The sequence below is a fragment of the Streptomyces sp. NPDC000151 genome (assembly GCF_040301705.1).
Classification (GTDB): domain Bacteria; phylum Actinomycetota; class Actinomycetes; order Streptomycetales; family Streptomycetaceae; genus Streptomyces.
Genome location: NZ_JBEPFC010000025.1, coordinates 23,746 through 44,265, shown reverse-complemented (window position 1 = coordinate 44,265; position 20,520 = coordinate 23,746). Strand labels below are relative to the sequence as shown.

Genomic DNA, 20,520 nt, shown 5'->3' with positions numbered 1-20,520 from the left:
GGCGTTGTATCTCTACTACAAACGGAGCTCGCTCATGAGCATGAACACCGACAACGTCGTGGTCACCGGCCTGGGCGCCACCACGCCGCTCGGCGGGGACGCCGCGTCGACCTGGAGCGCGATGCTGGCCGGACAGTCCGGCATCGGCCCGCTCGACGAGGAGTGGGCGGCCGCACTGCCCGGCCGGATCGCGGGCCGGCTCGCGGTCGAACCGACCGAGGTACTGGACCGGGTACAGGCCCGCCGCATGGACCGCTGCGAGCAGGTCGCGCTCGTCGCGGCGCGCGAGGCATGGGCCGACGCGGGCGCGCCCGAGGTCGACCCGGAGCGGCTGGCCGTGGTGATCGGCACGGGCACCGGCGGCGCGCTCACCATGCTGGGCCAGGACGACGTGCTGGAGGCGTCCGGCGTGCGCCGGGTGTCGCCGCACACCGTCCCCATGCTGATGGCGAACGGCCCGGCCGCCTGGGTCAGCATCGAACTCGGCGCCCGCGGCGGCGCCCACACCCCCGTCAGCGCCTGCGCGTCCGGGGCCGAGGCGATCGCCATGGGCCTGGACCTGATCCGGCTCGGCCGCGCCGACGTGGTCGTGGCGGGCGGCGCCGAGGCGTGCGTCTGCGCGCTGACGATGGCGGGCTTCGCGCAGGCCAAGGCCCACTCGACGCGCAACGACGAGCCGCAGCGGGCGTCCCGCCCCTTCGACGTGGACCGGGACGGCTTCGTCATCGGCGAGGGCGCGGCCGTGGTCGTACTGGAAAGCGCAGGGTTCGCCGCCGCCCGGGCGGCCCGTGCCCACGCCACCCTCGCGGGCGCCGGCGTCACCTCGGACGCCTTCCACATCACGGCCGCGCACCCGGAGGGCCAGGTCCGGGCCATGCGCCGGGCGCTGGCCGCCGCCGGGCTCACGCCGCAGGACATCGGGCTGGTGCACGCCCACGCGACCTCCACGCCCAAGGGTGACCTCGCCGAGGCGCAGTCGGTCACCGAGGCGATCGGCACCCACCCGGCCGTCACCGCGACCAAGTCGATGACCGGCCACCTCTTCGGCGCGGCGGGCTCCCTCGGCGCGCTCGCGACGATCCTCGCGGTACGCGACGGCGTCGTGCCCGCCACCCTGAACGTCGAGACGCTCGACCCGGAGGTGAAGCTCGACGTCGTCACCGGCGCCCCGCGCCGGATCGCCCTCCCGGCCGCCCTCACCAACTCCTTCGGCTTCGGCGGCCACAATGCGTCGCTGGTCTTCACGCCGGCGCCCTGACGGAACGCCGCCCGCGCACCGGCGCCGAGGCGCGCTGTGGCGGGCGGACCCCCGGCCGCGGGGCGCCTCGGTCAGCCCGCCAGCTCTCCCAGGAGGTCCCAGGTGCGGCGGCGGTCGGCGTCCCCGGCGGCCTCCGTCCCCACGAAGACCACCTCCGTCGCCCCGGCGTCGCGGTAGCGCCGCACCTCGGCGGCGACCGTCCGCTCGTCGCCGATCACCGCCACATCGACGGCCCGCTTGCCGCCGGAGAGCTCGATGGCCCGGGCGTAGGACGGGATCTGCTCGTAGAACGCGAGCTGTCCGGTGACCGTCTCGCGCACGGCGTCGACGTCGTCGGTGACCACGCCGTGCACGAACGCCACGATGCGGGGCGCGGCACGCCCGGCGGCCTCCGCCGCCGCGGTGACGGCCGGGACGATGTGCTCGGCCAGGGCGCGGGGGCCGGCGAGGTTCGGCAGGATGCCGTCCGCCAGCTCCCCGCTGGCCCGCAGCGCCTGCGGGCCCATCGCGGCGACGAGCAGCGGTACGCCGTCGTCGGCGCCCGGTACGCGCGCGGGGACCGGCGTGGTCGCGGTGAGCAGCTCGCCGTGGAAGTCGGCGGTGCCGGTCTCGGTCAACTGCCGCAACGCGGTGAGGAATTCCCGCAGGCGGGCGATGGGCCGTGCGAAGGGGATGCCGAAGCCCGTCTCGGTCAGGAGCTGGGTGCCGAGCGCGAGGCCGAGGTGGTAGCGGCCGTGCGTGGCGGCCTGCGCGGTCAGGGCCTGGCCGGCGACGGCCAGCGGATGGCGTCCGAAGACGGGGATCGCGGACGTGCCCACCTGCAGGCCCGGTACCGCACGCCCGACGATCGCCGCGAGCTGCGGCGAGTCGGCGCCGAAGGTCTGCCCGAACCAGGCGGACCGCAGCCCCGCCGCCGCGGCCTCCTCGGCCAGCCGCACAGAGGCGTCGATCTGATTGACGTCACCGGTCGCGTTGAGTGCTACTCCCACTGTCATGCCCCTGAAACCCCCCACCGCCGCCCCCTCATTCCGTCCGTACGTGACAGCTTCTTGTCGGTCGCGTGAACTCGGCCGCTTTGATCAAGGGGCGCTATGCGGCGTTGCATAAAAGTGTCGTAGTCCGTATAGTCATGCCATCGACGAGGAGGGTTCGATGACTGTACGAGCGGCGGTGGCCGGGGCCAGTGGGTATGCGGGCGGGGAAGTCCTGCGGCTGCTGCTGGCGCACCCCGAGGTGGAGATCGGGGCGCTGACCGGGAACTCCAACGCGGGGCAGCGACTCGGCGCGCTCCAGCCGCACCTGCTGCCGCTGGCGGACCGGGTGCTGGAGCCGACCACCACCGAGGTGCTGGCCGGGCACGACGTCGTCTTTCTCGCGCTGCCGCACGGGCAGTCCGCCGCCGTGGCCGAGGAGCTCGGGCCGGACGTGCTGGTCGTGGACTGCGGCGCGGACTTCCGGCTGAAGGACGCGGGGGACTGGGAGAAGTACTACGGGTCCCCGCACGCCGGTACCTGGCCGTACGGGCTCCCCGAGCTTCCCGGGGCGCGCGCCGCGCTGGAGGGGTCCAAGCGCATCGCCGTCCCGGGGTGTTACCCGACCGCCGTCTCGCTCGCGCTGTTCCCCGCATACGCGGCGGGGCTGGCCGAGCCGGAGGCCGTGATCGTCGCCGCGTCCGGCACGTCGGGCGCGGGCAAGGCGGCCAAGCCGCACCTGCTCGGCTCCGAGGTCATGGGGTCGATGAGCCCGTACGGCGTGGGGGGCGTGCACCGGCACACCCCCGAGATGATCCAGAACCTGAGTGCTGCCGCGGGCGAGCCGGTCAGTGTGTCCTTCACGCCGACGCTCGCGCCCATGCCGCGCGGCATCCTCGCGACCTGCACGGCCAAGGCGAAGCCGGGGCTGACGGGGGAGGACCTGCGGGCCGCGTACGAGAAGGCGTTCGGCGACGAGCCCTTCGTACAGCTGCTGCCTGAGGGGCAGTGGCCGGCCACCGCGGCCGTGTACGGGTCGAACGCGGCGCAGCTCCAGGTCGCGTACGACGCGGCCGCCGGGCGGATCATCGTGATCTGCGCGATCGACAACCTCGCGAAGGGTACGGCCGGTGGCGCCGTACAGAGCATGAACATCGCCCTCGGGCTCCCCGAGGACACGGGACTTTCCACGATCGGAGTCGCGCCGTGACGGTTACGGCAGCCAAGGGATTCACGGCGGCGGGCATCGCCGCCGGGATCAAGGAGAACGGGAACGCGGACCTCGCCCTCGTGGTGAACACCGGTCCGCGACTGGCCGCCGCCGGCGTCTTCACCGCCAACCGCGTCAAGGCGGCGCCGGTCCTCTGGTCCCAGCAGGTGCTCAAGGCCGGGCAGGTCAGTGCCGTCGTACTGAACTCCGGCGGGGCGAATGCCTGCACCGGGCCGAAGGGGTTCCAGGACACCCACGCGACCGCCGAGAAGGTCGCCGAGGTGCTGGGCCAGAACGCCGGGGAGGTCGCGGTCTGCTCGACCGGGCTGATCGGCGAGCTGCTGCCGATGGACAAGGTGCTGCCGGGCATCGAGAAGGCGGCCGGTGAGCTGAGCGCGCACGGCGGCGAGAAGGCCGCCATCGCGATCAAGACCACCGACAGCGTGCACAAGACGGCATTCGCGGAGCGCGACGGCTGGGTCGTCGGCGGCATGGCCAAGGGCGCGGGGATGCTCGCGCCGGGGCTGGCCACCATGCTCGTCGTGCTGACGACGGATGCCGATGTGCCGGCGGAGCAGCTGGACACGGCGCTGCGCGGCGCGACCCGTACGACCTTCGACCGGGTCGACTCCGACGGCTGCATGTCGACCAACGACACCGTGCTGCTGCTCGCCTCGGGCGCGTCCGGCGTGACCCCGGAGGCCGCGGAATTCGCGGCCGCCGTAACCGAGGTCTGCGACGACCTCGCGCGGCAGCTCATCGGCGACGCCGAGGGCGCCAGCAAGGACATCCGCATCGAGGTGATCAACGCGGCGAGCGAGGACGACGCCGTGGAGGTCGGGCGGTCCATCGCGCGGAACAACCTGCTCAAGTGCGCCATCCATGGTGAGGACCCGAACTGGGGACGGGTGCTGTCCGCCATCGGCACCACCTCCGCCGCCTTCGAGCCCGACCAGCTGAACGTCGCGATCAACGGCGTGTGGGTCTGCAAGAACGGCTCGGTGGGGGAGGACCGCGACCTGGTCGACATGCGGTACCGGGAGGTCCGGATCACCGCCGACCTCGCCGCCGGTGCCGAGTCCGCGATCATCTGGGCCAACGACCTCACCGCCGATTACGTCCACGAGAACAGCGCGTATTCCTCATGAGCGAGCCGACCACCGCACGCAAACACACGGCGCTGCCCAAGGCCCGCATCCTCATCGAGGCGCTGCCCTGGCTCACCCGCCACCACGGCAAGACCGTCGTCATCAAGTTCGGCGGCAACGCCATGATCGACGAGGAGCTGAAGGCCGCCTTCGCGCAGGACGTGGTGTTCCTGCGGCACGCCGGGCTCCGCCCGGTCGTCGTGCACGGCGGCGGCCCGCAGATCAGCAAGCAGCTGGCCACGCTGGGCATCGAGTCGGAGTTCAAGGCCGGGCTGCGGGTCACCACGCCCGAGGCCATGGACGTCGTACGGATGGTGCTGGCCGGGCAGGTCCAGCGGGAGCTGGTCGGGCTGCTCAACCAGCACGGGCCGCTCGCCGTCGGCATGACCGGCGAGGACGCCCACCTGATGTCCGCGACCAAGCACTACGCGGACATCGACGGCGAGCGGGTGGACATCGGCCGGGTCGGCGAGATCTCCGCCATCGACGCGGGTGCGGTCGAGGCGCTGCTGGACGACGGCCGGATCCCGGTGATCTCGTCCATCGCCCGGAGCGCGGACGACGGCCACGTGTACAACGTGAACGCCGACACGGCGGCCGCGGCGCTCGCCGCCGCGCTGAACGCCGAGACGCTGATGGTCCTCACCGACGTCGAGGGCCTGTACGAGGACTGGCCGAACAGCGACGAGGTCATCTCCCGGCTCACCGCGACCGAGCTGGAGAAGCTGCTGCCGGACCTGGCCAGCGGCATGGTGCCCAAGATGCGCGGCTGCCTGCACGCGGTACGCAACGGCGTGCACACCGCCCGGGTGATCGACGGGCGGGTCCAGCACTCGATCCTGCTGGAGATCTTCACCGACGAGGGCATCGGCACGATGGTCGTGCCCGACGCACACGAGGACGAGGGGGCGGCATGACGAACGGACTGAGCAACACGGGGCTCACCCGGCGCTGGCAGGGCGCCATGATGGACAACTTCGGCACGCCCCGGATCCCACTGGTGCGCGGCGAGGGCGCCAAGGTCTGGGACGCCGACGGGGCCGAGTACCTCGACTTCCTCGGCGGCATCGCGGTCAACGCGCTCGGCCACGCGCACCCGGCCGTCGTCCGCGCCGTCTCCGACCAGGTCGCCACCCTCGGGCACGTCTCGAACTTCTTCATCACCGAGCCGACCGTCGCGCTCGCCGAGCGGCTGCTGCAGATCGCCGGCGGCCGTCCAGGGCGGGTGTACTTCTCCAACTCGGGCGCCGAGGCCAACGAGGCCGCCTTCAAGATCGGCCGGCTGACCGGGCGGACCCACATCGTCTCCACCGTCGGCGGCTTCCACGGCCGGACCATGGGCTCCCTCGCGCTGACGGGCCAGCCCGCCAAGCAGGACCCGTTCCGCCCGCTGCCCGGTGACGTGACGTACGTACCGTACGGCGACACCGAGGCGCTGCGGGAGGCCGTCACCACCGACACCGCCTTCGTGATTCTGGAGCCGGTGCAGGGCGAGAACGGCGTCATCGTGCCCCCGGCCGGGTACCTCCGGGCCGCCCGCGAGATCACCGCCGCCACCGGCACCCTGCTCGTCCTGGACGAGATCCAGACCGGCATCGGCCGGACCGGGAACTGGCTGGAGGCGCAGGCCCAGGGCGTCGAGGCGGACGTCGTCACGCTCGCCAAGGGGCTGGGCGGCGGGCTGCCGATCGGCGCGACCCTCGCGTACGGGAAGGCCGCCGAGCTGCTCACGCCCGGCGCGCACGGCTCCACCTTCAGCGGAAACCCCGTCGTCTGCGCCGCCGCGCTGGCCGTCCTGGACACCATCGAGGCGGACGGGCTGCTCGATCACGTGAAGCGGGCCGGGGAGCGGCTGCGCGGCGGGATCGAGGCTCTCGGACACCCGCTGGTCGGCTCGGTCCGCGGTGCGGGCCTGCTGCTGGGTATCGTCTTGACGGGGCCGCACGCGCCGAAGGTGCAGCAGGCCGCTCAGGACGCTGGTCTCCTGGTGAACGCCTGCGTGCCGGACGTGGTCCGGCTCGCGCCGCCGCTGATCGTCTCGGACGCAGAGGTGGAGGTGTTCCTCCAGAAGCTGCCCGGCGTCCTCGACGCGGCCCAGGAGGCGGCCGACGGGGAACGACGATCCGGAGACTGAGCAGAACGATGACCGAGGCGCAGGACAACGATTCGCTGCACGGCCACGCCGTACCGCAGACACGGACCGCCCGGCACCGCCGGATCGTGGACATTCTCAACCGCGAGCCGGTCAGGTCCCAGAGCCAGCTGGCCAAGCTGCTGGCCGACGACGGGCTGAGCGTCACCCAGGCGACGCTCTCCCGGGACCTGGACGAGCTGGGCGCGGTGAAGATCCGCAACACCAACGGAGAGCTGATCTACGCGGTGCCGAGCGAGGGCGGCTTCCGCACGCCCAAGGCGCCGCTCGGCGAGTCCGCCAAGGAGGAGCGGATGCGCCGCCTCTCCAGCGAGCTGCTGATCTCGGCCGAGGCGTCGGCGAACCTGGTGGTGCTGCGTACGCCGCCGGGTGCGGCGCAGTTCCTGGCCTCGGCCATCGACCAGGCCGAGCTGCACGTCATCCTCGGCACCATCGCCGGCGACGACACGCTGCTGCTGATCAGCCGCGACCCGGACGGCGGCCAGGCGCTCGCCGATCACCTGCTGCGGCTGGCGCAGCGGAACGGCTGACGAGCAGCTGACTCCGCACGGGCGCGCATGGGCCCCGCTTCCCCTGAGGGAGGCGGGGCCCGTCCGCTTCTGCGGGGCCCGCGCGCTTCTACGGCAGCGGCGGCAGCGGCAGGGGCAGCCCCGGCAGCCCGTCGATGCTCTGCGCGATCCACTCCTTCTTCTGGAAGTACGCGTCCAGGCTTTCGTCCGTCTCCCGCTCGAAGCGCGAGCGGTGCAGCGGGCGGTCCTCGTCGTACGTCATGAACGGCACGCCGTAGCCGCAGGTGTCGCGGATCAGCTCGGCGGTGACGACGATGACCGCGCGCAGGCCGTGCGCGGCGCCGTCGATGCCGGGGAAGTGCGCGAGCAGGCCGTCCCACCGCGGGTCGTCGCGGAAGACCGGCTCGCCGCGGCCGTGCACGCGGACGATGTTGGGCGGGCCCTCGAAGGCGCACCACATCAGCGTGATGCGGCCGTTCTCCCGCAGGTGCGCGACGGTCTCGGCGTTGCTGCCGGCGAAGTCGAGGTATGCCACGGTGTGCTCGTCGAGGACCGCGAACGACCCGGACAGGCCCTTGGGCGAGAGGTTGACGGTGCCGTCCCCCGAGAGCGGCGCGGTCGCGGTGAAGAAGATCTTCTGCGCCTCGATGAACGTGCGCAGCCTGCCGTCTATACGTGCGTGAACCTTTCCCATGCGGCCCAGTATCCGCCCGTGGCAACGGAGCTGGGCGGGTGCCCGGATTTGCCCCCGTCTCACAACGGCACCCGGCCCTCGCTGAGGGAGCGCTTCCCGTACGGTCACGGCGGCACCGGCCCACGGAAACGCGCGCTGCCTACTGTCCCGTCATGACCTTCAACCCCGCGCTCGTCAAAAGCAGTTACGCCGCCGTCGAGCCCCACGGCACCGCCGTGACGAAGTACTTCTACGCCCATCTCTTCGCCCATCACCCCGGGGTGCGGCCGCTGTTCGCCCAGCACCTCGAAGAGCAGGAGGACCGCCTCTGGAACGCGATCGGCGGGCTGGTGGCCAACCTGGAGGACACCGACACCGTCGTCCGCATCCTCCAGGGGCTCGGCGCCCGGCACGCCGGGTACGGCGCCCTCCCCGAGCATTTCCCGGCCGTCGGCGGCAGCCTGATCGCCGCGCTGCGGCACTTCGCGGGGGACGCCTGGACCCCTGAGATCGAGGCGTCCTGGGCGGCGTTGTACGAGACCGTCACCGCGGTGATGACGGACGCCATGACCGCGCCGGAGGCGAAGGCGTCCTAGCAGGCGTCCTGGCCGGGGCCCTCCGGAAACCTCCCGTCCGTGGCAGAGTGTGCGGACATCCGTCCGGGTGCGGCGATCAGGCCGGCATCCGGACGGCGAGCCCGGACGAGGAGGCGGCATGGACCGGCGGATGCGGCCCACGGCCGCCCTGCGGGCGCTGCTCGCGGTCTTCGCGCTCGTCCTCGGCGGGCTGAGCCCCACGGCGGCGGCCGCTGCCACGACCTCGTACGAGGGCGGCGCGCCGTACGCCTCCGCGGGCCAGACGTCCCAGTACGCCTCCGCGGGCCAGACGTCCCCGCCGCACGCGCACTCCGGGCCCACCCAGCCCGGCTGTCTGCACGCCCTCCCGCGCACCGGCCGCGCGACGCCGGCCGAACAGCACGCCGCGCACCCGGCCCCGGGCCTGGACCCCGCAAGCCACTACGCACCCCGGCTGCGCGCACTGCCCTGGCCGTCCGTGCGCCGGGAGGCCGACGGCCGGCCGCAGTGCGCCGCGGGCCTTTGGGCGGCCCGCGCCCCACCCCTCTCCCACAGGTGATCGAGCCAGACGGCGGCACCCCCTGACCGGACCAGGTCACCGGGGGCGTCCGCCGGTTCTCCGCCGCGCCCGTACGCAACCGGCCGCGCGGCACCGCCTGTTGGAGGCCCCTGCCCATGAACCGCGCTTCGAGGCTGCGCGCGCTGCTCGCGCTCGCCGTCCTCGCCCTCTCGCTCTACCTCTCCCTCACCCAGTCCCCCCGCCTCGGGCTCGACCTGCGCGGCGGTACGCAACTCGTCCTGGAGACCCGGGACTCGCCCACCGCCAAGGCCGACCGCGCTGCCACCGAACGCACGCTGGAGGTGCTGCGCCGCCGCGTCGACGGCCTCGGCGTCTCCGAACCGACCCTCGCCCGCTCCGGCGAGCACCGCATCGTCGTCGAACTCCCCGGCGTCCAGGACCCCCGCGAGGCCGCCGAGGTCCTCGGCCGCACCGCCCAGCTCACCTTCCACCCCGTACACGGCACCGGCCCGTCCGGCGACGGCCGGCCCGGGCCCGGGAACGAGCGCACCCTGCGCGACGAGTCCGGGCAGCCGCTGCGCGTCGGCCCGGCCGCGCTCACCGGCGAGCAGGTCGACGGCGCCGAGGCCGGCTTCGACGCCGAGCGCGGCAGCGGCTGGTACGTCGCCGTCGACCTGCGCGGCAGCGGCGAGAAGCAGTGGGCGAAGCTCACCGGCGAGGCCGCCTGCAAGCCCGTCGGCGACCCGGCCCGCCGGGCCGCCATCGTCCTCGACGACAAGGTCATCTCCTCCCCGCAGGTCAACGAGTCGGTGGCCTGCGGCACCGGCATCACCGGCGGCTCCACCCAGATCACCGGCAGCTTCACCCAGCAGGAGGCCCAGGACCTCGCGCTGCTCATCAAGGGCGGCGCGCTGCCCGTACCGGTCGAGCTGGTCGAGCAGCGGACCGTCGGGCCGACGCTGGGCGCCGACGCCATCGAGGCCAGCGCCGGAGCCGCGGTCATCGGCATCGGGCTCACCGCGCTCTTCATCACCGTCGTCTACCGGCTGCTCGGCGTCCTCGCCGCGCTGGCCCTGGCCTGTTACGCGCTGATCTCCTACGCCGCGCTGCTCGCGCTCGGCGCCACCCTCACCCTCCCGGGCCTGGCCGGCTTCGTGCTGGCCATCGGGATGGCGGTGGACGCCAACGTCCTGGTGTTTGAACGCGCCAGGGAGGAGTACGCGGCGGGGCGGAGGAAGAAGCGGCGCGGCGGCGCGGACAACGGCGCGCGCACGGACATCCGCACTGCCCTGACCGCCGGCTTCCGCAACGCCTTCAGCGCCGTCGCGGACTCCAACATCACCACCCTGCTCGCCGCCGGACTGCTGTTCTTCTTCGCCTCCGGGCCGGTACGCGGCTTCGGCGTCACCCTCTCCATCGGCGTCCTCGCCTCGATGATCAGTGCCCTGGTCGTCACCCGGGTGCTCGCCGAATTCGCCCTCGGGCGGGACCTCGTACGGGCGGCGCCGCGCCTCACCGGGCTGGCCGACGAGGGCCGGGTCCGCACCTGGCTGGCCCGCCGCGGCCCCGATCTGATGCGCCACCGGCGCCGCTGGCTCGCCGCCTCCGCGCTCGCGCTGGTGCTGGCCGTCGGCGGGATCGGGCTGCGCGGCCTGGACTTCGGCGTGGAGTTCACCGGCGGGCGGATGGTCGAGTACGCCACCGCCACCGAGGTGGACCCCGGCGCGGCCCGGAAGGCGCTCGCCGACGCCGGGTTCCCGCGCGCCGTGGTGAACGCCTCCGGCGACGGCGACCTCACCGTACGCACCGAGAAGCTGACCGCCGCCCAGGAGAGCGAGGTCCGCAGGACCGTCGCCGGGCTGGGCGGGAAGACGGAGAAGGTACGGGACGAGCTGATCGGGCCGAGCTTGGGGGACGAGCTGCGCCGCAACGCGCTGATCGCCCTCGGCGTGGCGCTGCTCGCCCAGCTCGCGTACCTGGCGGCCCGCTTCCGCTGGACCTTCGGGGCCTCGGCGGTCGCCGCGATGGCGCACGACGTGCTGATCCTGGTCGGCGTCTTCGCCTGGCTGGGCAAGCCGGTGGACGGGGTGTTCCTGGCGGCGCTGCTCACCGTCATCGGGTACTCCGTCAACGACTCCGTCGTCGTCTTCGACCGGGTGCGCGAGCTGTGGGGCGCGAACCGCAAGGCGCCGTTCGACCGGATCGCCAACTCCGCGATCCTGCAGACCCTGCCGCGCACGGTGAACACCGGCATCGGCGCCGTCCTGATCCTGGCCGCGCTGGCGTTCCTGGGCGGTGACACGCTCACCGACTTCGCGGTGGCGCTGCTGATCGGCATCGGCGTCGGCACGTACTCGTCGCTGTTCACGGCGATGCCGCTGGCGATCTCGCTGGAGGCACGCAGTACGGCGCCGCCGCCCCGGCCGGCCGGACGGGCCAAGTCCGCACCGTCGACGACCGGAGCCCGCCGCCGCGCGGGCGCACGGCGCGCCGACGACTCGGGGGCTGTGGTCTGACGGACGGACACCTGGGGGTGCGGGCCGTATCCGGTACGGCCCGCACGCACCCCGGTCAGGCGCGTGGAGCCTTCGCCTCCGAAGCCGACACCGCCGTTGCTCCCGTACTCGGCAGGCCGACGGGCGCCTCTTGCGGCGCCTCGGCGGCGGCCCCGCCCGGCCCCCGCTTCCGGTAGGCGCGCACGCCGTACGCCGCGAGCACCACCACGAGCGTGACCGCGCTGGCCGCGAAGTCCTTGCGGGTGGAGGGCAGTACGGCCATCGTGACGATCACGACCCCCATCGCGGCCACCGTGAACCAGCTCAGGTACGGGTACCACCACATCTTCAGCTGGAGGGAGCCCGGGTCCTCACGCTCCAGGCGGCGGCGCAGCCGCAACTGGGAGAGGGCGACGAGCAGGTACACGAAGAGGGCCACCGCGCCGTAGGAGTGCACGATGAAGGAGAAGACCGCGTCCGGCGAGACATACGCGATGATCACCGAGACATAGCCGAGGGTGGTCGCGAGGAGGATCGCGCGGCGCGGCACACCCCGCTTGCTGAGCTTGGTCAGGCCGCGCGGCGCGTCGCCGTGCCTGGTCAGCGCGAAGACGATGCGGGAGGCGCTGTAGAGCCCGGCGTTGAGCGAGGAGAGCACGGCGACCAGGACCAGGAGCCGCATCAGGGTGCCGGCGGCGGGGATGCCGATCTGCTGGAGCGCGGCGACGTACGGGCCGTCCGCCACGTCCGGCTTGTTCCACGGCACGATCGCGATGACCAGGAAGATCGAGCCGACGTAGAAGAGCAGCACGCGCAGCACGACGGAGTTGGTGGCCTTGGCGACGTTGCGGCGCGGCTCGCTGGACTCCGAGGCGGCCAGCGCGGCGATCTCGGCGCCGGTGAAGAAGCCGACGGCCGGAATGACGGCGGCGAGCACCGGGCCGATGCCGTGCGGCGCGAAACCGTGGTGCGCGGTCAGGTTCGAGACGTCCGCGTGGTGGGCCCCCGGCCACAGCCCGAGGACGAATACCAGGCCGAGGACGAGAAATACGGTGATGGCGGCGACCTTGATGGAGGAGAACCAGTACTCGAACTCCCCGAAGGACTTCACCGAGAACATGTTGACCGCGGTGAGGATGACCATCAGGCAGAGGCTGATGACCCACAGCGGAATACCGGGCAGCCAGACGTGCAGCTGGCTCGCGCCGGCCACCGCCTCCAGTGCCACGACATTCACCCAGAAATACCAGTAGAGCCAGCCGATGGTGAATCCGCCCCAATTGCCCAGGGCGAGGCGTGCGTACGCGTAGAAGGAGCCCACCGAGGGGCGGGCCACCGCCATTTCGCCCAGCATCCGCATCACCAGGATGACCAGCCCGCCGGCCAGCAGGAACGAGATGATGGCGGCCGGTCCGGCGTCCTCGATGACCACGCCGCTGCCGACGAAGAGCCCCGCGCCGATGACCCCGCCGAGGGCGATGAGCCGCATATGGCGCTGTTTGAGTTCGCCCCGCAGTCCGGCGCCCTCGGTCTCCGTGGCGCCGTCGCCGCCTTCGTGGTCGGCCGTATTTCTCTCTTGCACAGGGACCCCATTCCTCTCGGAAAGCCCAGCCTTCGGAAAATTCAGCAGTGTCCGGGATCATGGCTGCCCGGTGAACGCCAGGGAAAGCGCCAGAGCGTAGCCGTTTCTGGGTACCAGGGGAAAATGACTGCGCAATCTGTTGCGGCCGTGTTGCGGCGGCATTTCCCAGGATTGCGGCGCCGTATATCGGACGCGTTATGCGGCGCAAACGGGTGCGCCGGTGCAGGCAGACGTCGCCGCCTGCCTGCACCGGTACAAAGGAGGGGCCGCACGGCCCGCCGGCTCAGCCCAGCACGCTCCGCTGCACGTCCGCGATCATCACGTCCACGCCGGAGAGCAGCTCGCCCAGCACCTCGCGGTCGGCCACCAGCGGCGGCGAGATCATCAGCATCGTCGCGCCCCGGTCGTCGGGGCGCAGGATGACGCCGGTGCGCTTGAAGGCGCTCGGCAGCACCTCGCGCAGCACCTTCGTCGACTCCTCCTCGGTCAGCTCGCGGCCGGTCTCGCTGTCGGCCATCAGCTCCACCGCGTAGAAGAAGCCCATGCCGCGCACGTCCTTCACGACGCGGTAGCGGTCCTTGAGGGCCTCCAGCCCGGCGCGCAGCCCGGGGCCGAGGGTGCGGACGTTGCCGAGGACGTTCTCGTCCCGCATGGCGGTGATGTTGGCGACCGCGACCGCGGTGGAGACCGGGTGGCCACCCCAGGTCGCGCCGTGCGTGAACGTGCCGCCCTTCGGCGACTCGAACAGGCCGCGCACCAGCGGCTCCCGGGCGATCATGCCGCCCAGCGGCGCGTACCCGGACGTGGACCCCTTGGCGAAGGTGATCATGTCGGGCACGACGCCGAAGTACCCGCTGCCGAACCACTCGCCCAGCCGCCCGAACGAGCAGATCACCTCGTCGGCGACCAGCAGCACGCCGTACTTGTCGCAGATCCGGCGCAGCTCGCGCCAGTAACCGTCCGGCGGCACCAGCGCACCCCGCCCGTTCTGCACCGGCTCGGCGAAGACCGCCGCGACCGTCTCCGGGCCCTCCTCCACGATCGCCTGCTCGATGGCCCGTACGCAGTCCAGCTGGTCCGCCGGGCCGCAGTCACCGGTGAAGCCGAGGGTGTGGGGGACGTGCCGGATGCCCGGCAGCAGCGGCCCGAAGGGGTCGCGGATCTTGGGCAGCCCGGTCACCGACAGGGCGCCGAGCGTCACGCCGTGGTACGCCATGCTGCGGCTGATGATCTTCGTACGTTCCGGCGCGCCCTGGCTCCGGTGGTACTGCCGGGCGAACTTGATCGCCGTCTCCACGGCCTCCGAACCGGAGTTGACGAACCAGGTGACGCTGAGGTCGCCGGGCGCCAGGTCGGCTATCAGGCTCGCCGCCTCGACGGCCGGCGGGTGCGCCGCGCCCCAGTTCGTGGAGTACGGCAGCGTCTCCATCTGCTTGGAAGCGGCGGCCACGATGTCGCCGCGGCCGTGGCCCATGTTGACGCAGAAGAGCCCGGCCAGGCCGTCCAGGAAGCGGCGGCCCTGCTCGTCGTAGAGGTAGCAGCCCTCGCTGCGGACGAAGACCGGCAGGCCCTCGTCCTGCCAGACGTCGTTACGGGTGAAGTGCTGGCCGAGGTGGGCCTGCGCCTTGGCGCGGAGGGAGGAGTCGGTGCTCACGGTGATCCTTCCGGAAAGGGGAGCGGGTGGGGTGGCGGTACGGTCCGGGCCCGCGCCGCGGGCGGACGGGCCCGGCGCGTGCCTCAGACGAGGACCTCGTCGACGTCGACGTACTTCAGGTCGTGCGCCTCGGCCACCGGCCGGTAGGTGAGCTGGCCGCCCACCACGTTGATGCCGCGCTTGACCGCGGGGTCGGCGTCGGCCGCGGCGGCCAGGCCGTTGTCGGCGATCGCCAGGACGTACGGCAGGGTCACGTTGGTCAGCGCGTACGTGGAGGTGTTCGGCACCGCGCCCGGCATGTTCGCGACGCAGTAGAAGACCGAGTCGTGGACCTGGTACGTCGGGTCGGCGTGCGTGGTCGGGTGGGAGTCCTCGAAGCAGCCGCCCTGGTCGATGGCGATGTCGACCAGTACCGAGCCCTCCTTCATCCGGGAGACCAGGTCGTTGCTGATCAGCTTGGGGGCCTTGGCGCCGGGCACCAGCACCGCGCCGATCACCAGGTCGGCCTCCAGGACGGCGCGCTCCAGCTCGAAGGCGTTGGACGCGACGGTCCTGATCCGGCCCTGGTACATCCGGTCGGCGGCGCGCAGCTTCTCGATGTTCAGGTCGAGCAGCGTGACGTCGGCCCACATGCCGGTGGCCACGGCCACGGCGTTCATGCCGGAGACGCCGGCGCCGACGACCACGACCTTGGCGGGGGAGGTGCCGGACACCCCGCCCATCAGGACGCCGCGGCCGCCCGCCGCGCGCATCAGGTGGTACGCGCCGACCTGCGGCGCGAGCCGCCCGGCCACCTCCGACATCGGGAAGAGCAGCGGCAGCGAGCCGTCGGCGGGCTGCACGGTCTCGTACGCGACGCCGGTGATCCCGGACTCCAGCATCGCCTGCGTGCACTCCTTGGAGGCCGCGAGGTGCAGGTACGTGAAGAGCAGCTGCCCCTCGCGCATCCGGTGGTACTCCTCGGCGATGGGCTCCTTGACCTTCAGGATCATGTCGGCGGTGGCCCAGACCTGGTCGGCGTCCCGCAGGAGGGTGGCACCGGCGGCGGCGTACTCGGCGTCCGGGATCGAGGAGCCGGTGCCGGCACCCTCCTCGATGTACACGGAGTGGCCGTGGCGGACCAGCTCGTGGACGCCCGAGGGGGTGATGGCCACCCGGTACTCGTGGTTCTTGATCTCGCGCGGGATTCCGATCTTCACGAAGAACTCCCATCGGGTAGTGCGGGCGCGGAAGGGCACCCGGCGGCATTCGGCGTTCGGCATGCGACGTTCGTGGCGCGGCGCTCCGTTGGCGCTAGCGTGGGGGGCCAACTGGTCCGGGCGTAAGCGCCAGTTCTCCGGCTTCTGATGGGTCCAGGGCCGGGAACCCCGATACCGGCCGGGCCGGGCAATTTCTCCCGTCCGCCCCCTTGGGCGGTGGCCCGGACGCGGTTACGATCCCGTCAGCTGGCACCCCACGACAAGGCGAATCCGGTCAATCCGATGGGGGCAGTGCCGCCTCCGCACGCCGGTCCTCCCCGCCCGCCCGCACGCGCCGGTGCAGCACGTCCCCCGCCATCCGCCATCGCAGGAGGCAGGCATTCCACGCACACTGATCGAGATCGACCGGGACTCCGCCGAGCCGCTGTACCGCCAGATCCGCAAGGCCATCGAGCACGGCATCGCCGTCGGCACCATCGACGCCAGCAACCGGCTGCCCTCGTCCCGCGAACTGGCCCGTGAGCTGGGCCTTTCCCGGAACACCGTGAACGCCGCCTACCAGGAGCTGGTCGCCGAGGGCTTCGTCGAGAGCCGGGTGCGGCAGGGCATCTTCGTCAACCGCGACATGCGGCCGTACTGCGCCGCCGAGCAGCGCCCCGTGCACGAGCCCTTCGACTGGCGCGCACGGCTGCGCGGCCACCCCGAGGACACCCTCCCGCACATCGAGAAGCGCGCCGACTGGGCGGAGTATCCGTACCCCTTCCTCGCAGGCCAGGTCGACCTGCGGGCCTTCCCCGCCCGCGACTGGTCCCGCGCGCTCAACGAAGCGCTCTACCACCCGCACGCCCGCTACAGCCTCCAGGACAGCATCGCCTTCGACGACCCGCTGCTGGTCGAGATGGTCTGCAGCCGCCTGCTCCCGGCCCGCGGCGTCGAGGCCACCCCCGAGGAGGTCCTCGTCACCGTCGGCTCCCAGCAGGGCCTGGACCTCCTCACCCGCGCCCTCCTCGGCACCGGCTCCGTCGTCGCCGTCGAGGACCCCGGATACCTCGACGCGCGCCACATCTTCGTGCGCGCCGGCGCCCGCCTGATGCCGCTCCCCGTGACCGCCGCCGGGCTCACCCCGCCGCCCACCCTCGCCGGCGTCGACCTGCTGCACGTCACGCCCAGTCACCATCACCCCACCAACGTCACGCTCGGCATCGGCCGCCGGCGCGACCTGCTCTCCCTCGTCCGCGAGAGCGGCACGGTCATCGTCGAGGACGACTACGACAGCGAGTTCCGCTACCAGGGCAGCCCGACGCCGGCCCTGAAGGGCCTGGACACCACCGACCAGGTCGTCTACCTGGGCACCTTCTCCAAGTTTCTGGCCCCGGGCCTGCGCATGGGCTACCTCGTCGGCGCCAAGGAACTCGTCCGCGAACTCCGCGACCTGCGCCGCTACTCGGTCCGCCACCCCTCGGGCCACACCCAGCGTGCGCTGGCCCTCCTGATCCAGTCCGGCGAGTACCACCGCGCGGTCCGCCGCTACCGCGGCCAGCTCATGCGCAAGTGGGAAGCCGCCTGCACGGCCGTCAACACCCACCTGCCCTGGCACACCACCCCCTCCCAGGGCGGCGTCAGCCTCTGGATGACCGGCCCCGAACACCTCGACTGCCGCCGCCTGGTCGACCTCGCCCAACGCCACGGCGTCCTCATCGAACCGGGCGACATCTACTTCCTCTCCGACACCCCACCCCTCCACCACTTCCGCATCGGCTTCGCGGCCCCTCAGCTGAGCGCCATCGACCCGGGGATTCGGATATTGGGGGAGTTGGTGGACCGGGCGATGGGGAGCTGACGGCTCAGCCGATCAGGCTCAGGACCTCGTGGAAGGCGCCGTTGCCCGTGTCCGTGGCGAGGTCGAGGACGCGGGAGTGGCGGTAGTACGGGCTGAGGTCGAGGCCGACGCCTATGCCGGCGATTTCCGCGGCGGCGGAGTGGTCCAGGGCGGCCACGGTGTCGCGGAGGTGATGGTCGAGGTAGTGACGGTCGTTGGCGAGGTTCGTGGCGGTGTCCATGGGGCTGCCGTCGGAGAGGACGAGGAGCAGGCGGCGGCTGTCGGGGCGGGCGGCCAGGGCGCGGTCGCAGGCCCAGGCGACCGCCTCGCCGTCGATGCCCTCGCGGAAGAGGTCGGGCTTGAGGAGGGCCGCGATGTCGCGGCGGGCGCGGCGCCAGGGGGTGGCGGCGTCCTTGAAGACCAGGTGGGAGCGTTCGTTGAGGCGGCCGGGGTGGGGCGGGCGGCCGGCCCGCAGCCAGTCGCGGCGGGCCCGGCCGCCGTTCCAGGCGCCGGTCGTGAAGCCGAGGATCTCGCAGGCCGCGCCGGCCTGGTCCAGGGCCCGGGCGAACACGTCCACCAGCATCGCCACGGACTCGGCGTGCTCCTTCATCGAGCCCGAGCAGTCGATGAGGAAGGTGACCAGCGCGTCGGCCACCGGGGCCGTGCGTTCGGTACGGAAGAGCCGGCGCTCGGTGGGGGAAGTGATCAGCTGAGTGAGGCGGCCGCCGTCGATGTGGCCGGACTCCTGGCCGCCGTCCCAGCCGTCCGGCGCGCGGGTGGCGAGCAGCAGTTGCAGCGCGCGGGCGAGGCGGGGGACGTTGACGCCCTGAGCGGCGATGCGGCGGTCCAGGCGGTCCCGGTACTCGCGCAGCAGTTCGGGGCGGACGAGCGTGGCGGCGGGTGCCTCGCGGTCGTAGGCGGTGGTGAAGACGCGGTAGCCGCCGGGGTCGTCGGCCAGGACCCGGCTGCGTCCTGACGCGGCGGTGGCGGTCTCCTCGCCGGATTCGGCGTCGGAGTCGAGGTCGAGGAGGGCGGTGAAGGGGGAGAGGTCGTCCTCCTCCTCGGGAGCGTCCTCCGCGTCGTCCTTGGGGCCCGGGCCGTCGGTTGTCGCCAGCAGGTCGGCGATCGTGCGGGCCAGGGACAGCGCGTGCGGTGCGAAGGCGGGCTGGTCGGCGCGGTACCGGCGCAGCGCGGCCAGGTCGTGGCCGGTCAGCGGGGCGAGCGCGGCGCGGGTGGCCTCGATGGGGTCCTCCGCGTGCGCCGGGACCGGCTCGCCGGTGATCCGGGAGCGCGCGACGTGCGCGACCGTGAAGAGCAGCAGGCCGCGGGCGGTCTCGGTGAGGCCGGACTCCTCGCACGCGCGGGACCAGCGGGTGAAGCGGTGGCGGAGGTTGGTGCGTACGCCGGACAGCGGGGGCGGCGCCATCGACTCCGTACGGAACTGTTCCAGCAGCTCGAAGACCAGGCGCGCGGCCGGGTCCGCCGGGCACAGTTCGGCGTGCAGGCGGGGGTCGGAGCCGCGCAGCCGCAGCGCCAGGCCGTCGGCGGCGCCGCGCCGGGAGGCGAAGTCGGGGTCGTCGGGGGAGGGCCGGGCGTGTGGCGCGTGGACCGGGACCGGGCGCAGGCCGCGGTAGGGCCGCCCGCCGCGGTAGTGCACCTCGGGGTCCGCGCTCAGCGCCCGTACGGCTGCCGCGCACAGCTCCTCCGCCTGCTGCCGGCGGCGCACCGCGGCCTGCGGTCCCGTCCCCGTCATGTCGCCGCCAACGCGTAGGACTCGGGCAGCTCGCGGTCGAAGCAGCGCTGGAAGTACTCGGCCACCAGCGGGCGTTCGGCCTCGTCGCACTTGTTGAGGAAGGACAGCCGGAAGGCGGGCGCCGGGTCGCCGAATATCTCGGTGTTCTCGGCCCAGGTGATGACCGTACGGGGGGACATCAGCGTGGACAGGTCGCCGGCCCGGAAGCCATGGCGGGTCAGGCCCGCGACGGCCACCATGGCCGCGACCAGCGCGCGGCCGTTCTCGTCGGCGAGGGAGGGGACGCGGGAGCGGACGATCGCGGCCTCCTCCTCGGCGGGGAGGTGGTCGAGCGCGGCGACGACGTGCCAGCGGTCGATCTGCGCGTGGTTCAGCCGCTGGGCGCCGTGGTAGAGGCCGTTGAGGTTGCCGAGGCCGACCGTGTTGGCGGTGGCGAAGAGCCGGAAGGCGGGGTGCGGCGCGAGGACGCTGTTCCGGTCCAGCAGGGTCAGCTTCCCGTCGCTCTCCAGCATCCGCTGCAGAACGAACATCACGTCCGGGCGCCCCGCGTCGTACTCGTCCAGGATCAGCGCCATCGGCCGCTGCAGCGCCCAGGGCACGATGCCCTCCTGGAACTCCGTCACCTGCTGCCCGTCGCGCAGCACCACCGCGTCCCTGCCGATCAGGTCCGGGCGGCTGAGGTGGCCGTCGAGGTTGACGCGTACGCAGGGCCAGTTGAGCCGCGCGGCCACCTGCTCGATGTGGCTGGACTTACCGGTCCCGTGCAGGCCCTGGACCAGCACGCGGCGGTTGCGTGCGAACCCGGCGAGCAGCGCCAGGGTGACATCGGGCTGGAAGCGGTACGCGGTGTCCACCTCGGGCACGTACGCGGTGGGCTCGCGGTACGCGGGGACGGTGAGCGGGGAGTCGATGCCGAAGACGTCCTTGACGGCGACGGTGGTGTCGGGCCCGTCCGGGGCCGGGGGAGTACCAGGACCGGTCGTCATGTGCGGGGGCTCCTTT

At 72.7% G+C, this 20,520-nt stretch carries 17 protein-coding genes; 10 read left to right on the top strand and 7 right to left on the bottom strand.

Features of this window, described 5'->3' with window-relative positions; all coding sequences use genetic code 11:
• Positions 1-34: 34 nt before the first annotated feature.
• Positions 35-1,258 (top strand): beta-ketoacyl-[acyl-carrier-protein] synthase family protein, encoded by a 1,224-nt coding sequence (locus ABT381_RS11065; protein ID WP_351591082.1) that lies wholly within the window; start codon positions 35-37, stop codon positions 1,256-1,258.
• A gap of 71 nt (positions 1,259-1,329) precedes the next feature.
• Here the strand turns inward: ABT381_RS11065 and ABT381_RS11060 are convergent, their stop codons facing one another.
• Positions 1,330-2,253, bottom strand: coding sequence for a TIGR03564 family F420-dependent LLM class oxidoreductase (locus ABT381_RS11060; RefSeq protein WP_351591080.1), 924 nt, complete (start codon positions 2,251-2,253; stop codon positions 1,330-1,332).
• 157 nt (positions 2,254-2,410) lie between these two features.
• On the opposite strand from ABT381_RS11060, the gene argC reads away from it, so the two are divergent.
• From argC to ABT381_RS11035, 5 genes are read left to right on the top strand one after another with little or no spacing between them, the layout of a single operon-like run.
• Positions 2,411-3,439, top strand: coding sequence for an N-acetyl-gamma-glutamyl-phosphate reductase (gene argC / locus ABT381_RS11055; RefSeq protein ID WP_351591077.1), 1,029 nt, complete (start codon positions 2,411-2,413; stop codon positions 3,437-3,439).
• Positions 3,436-4,587 (top strand): bifunctional glutamate N-acetyltransferase/amino-acid acetyltransferase ArgJ, encoded by a 1,152-nt coding sequence (gene argJ / locus ABT381_RS11050; protein WP_351591074.1) that lies wholly within the window; start codon positions 3,436-3,438, stop codon positions 4,585-4,587. Before argC ends, argJ begins: the two co-directional genes overlap by 4 nt.
• A complete protein-coding gene (argB, locus tag ABT381_RS11045) occupies positions 4,584-5,504 on the top strand; it encodes an acetylglutamate kinase (protein WP_351591072.1) in 921 nt (306 codons plus the stop codon). The genes argJ and argB overlap by 4 nt, the downstream gene beginning before the upstream one ends.
• Positions 5,501-6,721 (top strand): acetylornithine transaminase, encoded by a 1,221-nt coding sequence (locus tag ABT381_RS11040; protein WP_351591070.1) that lies wholly within the window; start codon positions 5,501-5,503, stop codon positions 6,719-6,721. Before argB ends, ABT381_RS11040 begins: the two co-directional genes overlap by 4 nt.
• 8 nt (positions 6,722-6,729) lie before the next feature.
• Positions 6,730-7,269: an arginine repressor gene (locus ABT381_RS11035; protein WP_351591067.1), complete on the top strand. Its 540-nt coding sequence runs from the start codon at positions 6,730-6,732 to the stop codon at positions 7,267-7,269.
• Between the two features lie 88 nt (positions 7,270-7,357).
• Here ABT381_RS11035 and ABT381_RS11030 read toward each other — a convergent pair whose 3' ends face one another.
• Entirely contained in the window at positions 7,358-7,942 is a 585-nt protein-coding gene (locus ABT381_RS11030; protein ID WP_351591064.1) for a pyridoxamine 5'-phosphate oxidase family protein, read from the bottom strand.
• 152 nt (positions 7,943-8,094) lie between these two features.
• Between ABT381_RS11030 and ABT381_RS11025 the strand changes: the two genes are divergently transcribed.
• The 3 genes from ABT381_RS11025 to secD all read left to right on the top strand — a co-directional run bounded on the left by ABT381_RS11025 (position 8,095) and on the right by secD (position 11,532).
• A complete protein-coding gene (locus tag ABT381_RS11025; protein WP_351591061.1) occupies positions 8,095-8,517 on the top strand; it encodes a globin domain-containing protein in 423 nt (140 codons plus the stop codon).
• 118 nt (positions 8,518-8,635) lie between these two features.
• Positions 8,636-9,055 (top strand): hypothetical protein, encoded by a 420-nt coding sequence (locus ABT381_RS11020; RefSeq protein ID WP_351591058.1) that lies wholly within the window; start codon positions 8,636-8,638, stop codon positions 9,053-9,055.
• A 116-nt stretch (positions 9,056-9,171) separates the two neighbouring features.
• A complete protein-coding gene (gene secD / locus ABT381_RS11015) occupies positions 9,172-11,532 on the top strand; it encodes a protein translocase subunit SecD (RefSeq protein WP_351591055.1) in 2,361 nt (786 codons plus the stop codon).
• Between the two features lie 55 nt (positions 11,533-11,587).
• Here the strand turns inward: secD and ABT381_RS11010 are convergent, their stop codons facing one another.
• From ABT381_RS11010 to ald, 3 genes are all read right to left on the bottom strand, one after another.
• Positions 11,588-13,093: an amino acid permease gene (locus ABT381_RS11010; protein ID WP_351591052.1), complete on the bottom strand. Its 1,506-nt coding sequence runs from the start codon at positions 13,091-13,093 to the stop codon at positions 11,588-11,590.
• A 283-nt stretch (positions 13,094-13,376) separates the two neighbouring features.
• Positions 13,377-14,747 carry an aspartate aminotransferase family protein gene (locus tag ABT381_RS11005; RefSeq protein ID WP_351591050.1) on the bottom strand — a complete coding sequence of 457 codons (1,371 nt, stop codon included), beginning with the start codon at positions 14,745-14,747 and terminating at the stop codon, positions 13,377-13,379.
• Between the two features lie 83 nt (positions 14,748-14,830).
• On the bottom strand, positions 14,831-15,946 hold the full coding sequence (gene ald / locus ABT381_RS11000; protein WP_351591047.1) for an alanine dehydrogenase: 1,116 nt from the start codon (positions 15,944-15,946) through the stop codon (positions 14,831-14,833).
• Between the two features lie 337 nt (positions 15,947-16,283).
• On the opposite strand from ald, the gene pdxR reads away from it, so the two are divergent.
• Complete coding sequence (gene pdxR, locus ABT381_RS10995) at positions 16,284-17,786, top strand: MocR-like pyridoxine biosynthesis transcription factor PdxR (RefSeq protein ID WP_351591044.1); 1,503 nt, start codon at positions 16,284-16,286, stop codon at positions 17,784-17,786.
• A 4-nt stretch (positions 17,787-17,790) separates the two neighbouring features.
• Here pdxR and ABT381_RS10990 read toward each other — a convergent pair whose 3' ends face one another.
• On the bottom strand, positions 17,791-19,518 hold the full coding sequence (locus ABT381_RS10990) for a cobaltochelatase CobT-related protein (protein WP_351591041.1): 1,728 nt from the start codon (positions 19,516-19,518) through the stop codon (positions 17,791-17,793).
• On the bottom strand, positions 19,515-20,504 hold the full coding sequence (locus tag ABT381_RS10985) for an AAA family ATPase (protein ID WP_351591038.1): 990 nt from the start codon (positions 20,502-20,504) through the stop codon (positions 19,515-19,517). Before ABT381_RS10985 ends, ABT381_RS10990 begins: the two co-directional genes overlap by 4 nt.
• Positions 20,505-20,520: the final 16 nt, after the last annotated feature.

Bases quoted from the DNA above. Each gene is read 5' to 3' on its own strand.
- ABT381_RS11065 (WP_351591082.1), top strand. From the start codon at position 35: ATGAGCATGAACACCGACAACGTCGTGGTCACCGGCCTGGGCGCCACC.
- ABT381_RS10990 (WP_351591041.1), bottom strand. From the start codon at position 19,518: ATGACGGGGACGGGACCGCAGGCCGCGGTGCGCCGCCGGCAGCAGGCG.
- ABT381_RS11035 (WP_351591067.1), top strand. From the start codon at position 6,730: ATGACCGAGGCGCAGGACAACGATTCGCTGCACGGCCACGCCGTACCG.
- argB (WP_351591072.1), top strand. From the start codon at position 4,584: ATGAGCGAGCCGACCACCGCACGCAAACACACGGCGCTGCCCAAGGCC.
- ABT381_RS11020 (WP_351591058.1), top strand. From the start codon at position 8,636: ATGGACCGGCGGATGCGGCCCACGGCCGCCCTGCGGGCGCTGCTCGCG.
- argC (WP_351591077.1), top strand. From the start codon at position 2,411: ATGACTGTACGAGCGGCGGTGGCCGGGGCCAGTGGGTATGCGGGCGGG.
- ABT381_RS10985 (WP_351591038.1), bottom strand. From the start codon at position 20,504: ATGACGACCGGTCCTGGTACTCCCCCGGCCCCGGACGGGCCCGACACC.
- ABT381_RS11025 (WP_351591061.1), top strand. From the start codon at position 8,095: ATGACCTTCAACCCCGCGCTCGTCAAAAGCAGTTACGCCGCCGTCGAG.
- ABT381_RS11060 (WP_351591080.1), bottom strand. From the start codon at position 2,253: ATGACAGTGGGAGTAGCACTCAACGCGACCGGTGACGTCAATCAGATC.
- ABT381_RS11040 (WP_351591070.1), top strand. From the start codon at position 5,501: ATGACGAACGGACTGAGCAACACGGGGCTCACCCGGCGCTGGCAGGGC.
- secD (WP_351591055.1), top strand. From the start codon at position 9,172: ATGAACCGCGCTTCGAGGCTGCGCGCGCTGCTCGCGCTCGCCGTCCTC.
- ABT381_RS11030 (WP_351591064.1), bottom strand. From the start codon at position 7,942: ATGGGAAAGGTTCACGCACGTATAGACGGCAGGCTGCGCACGTTCATC.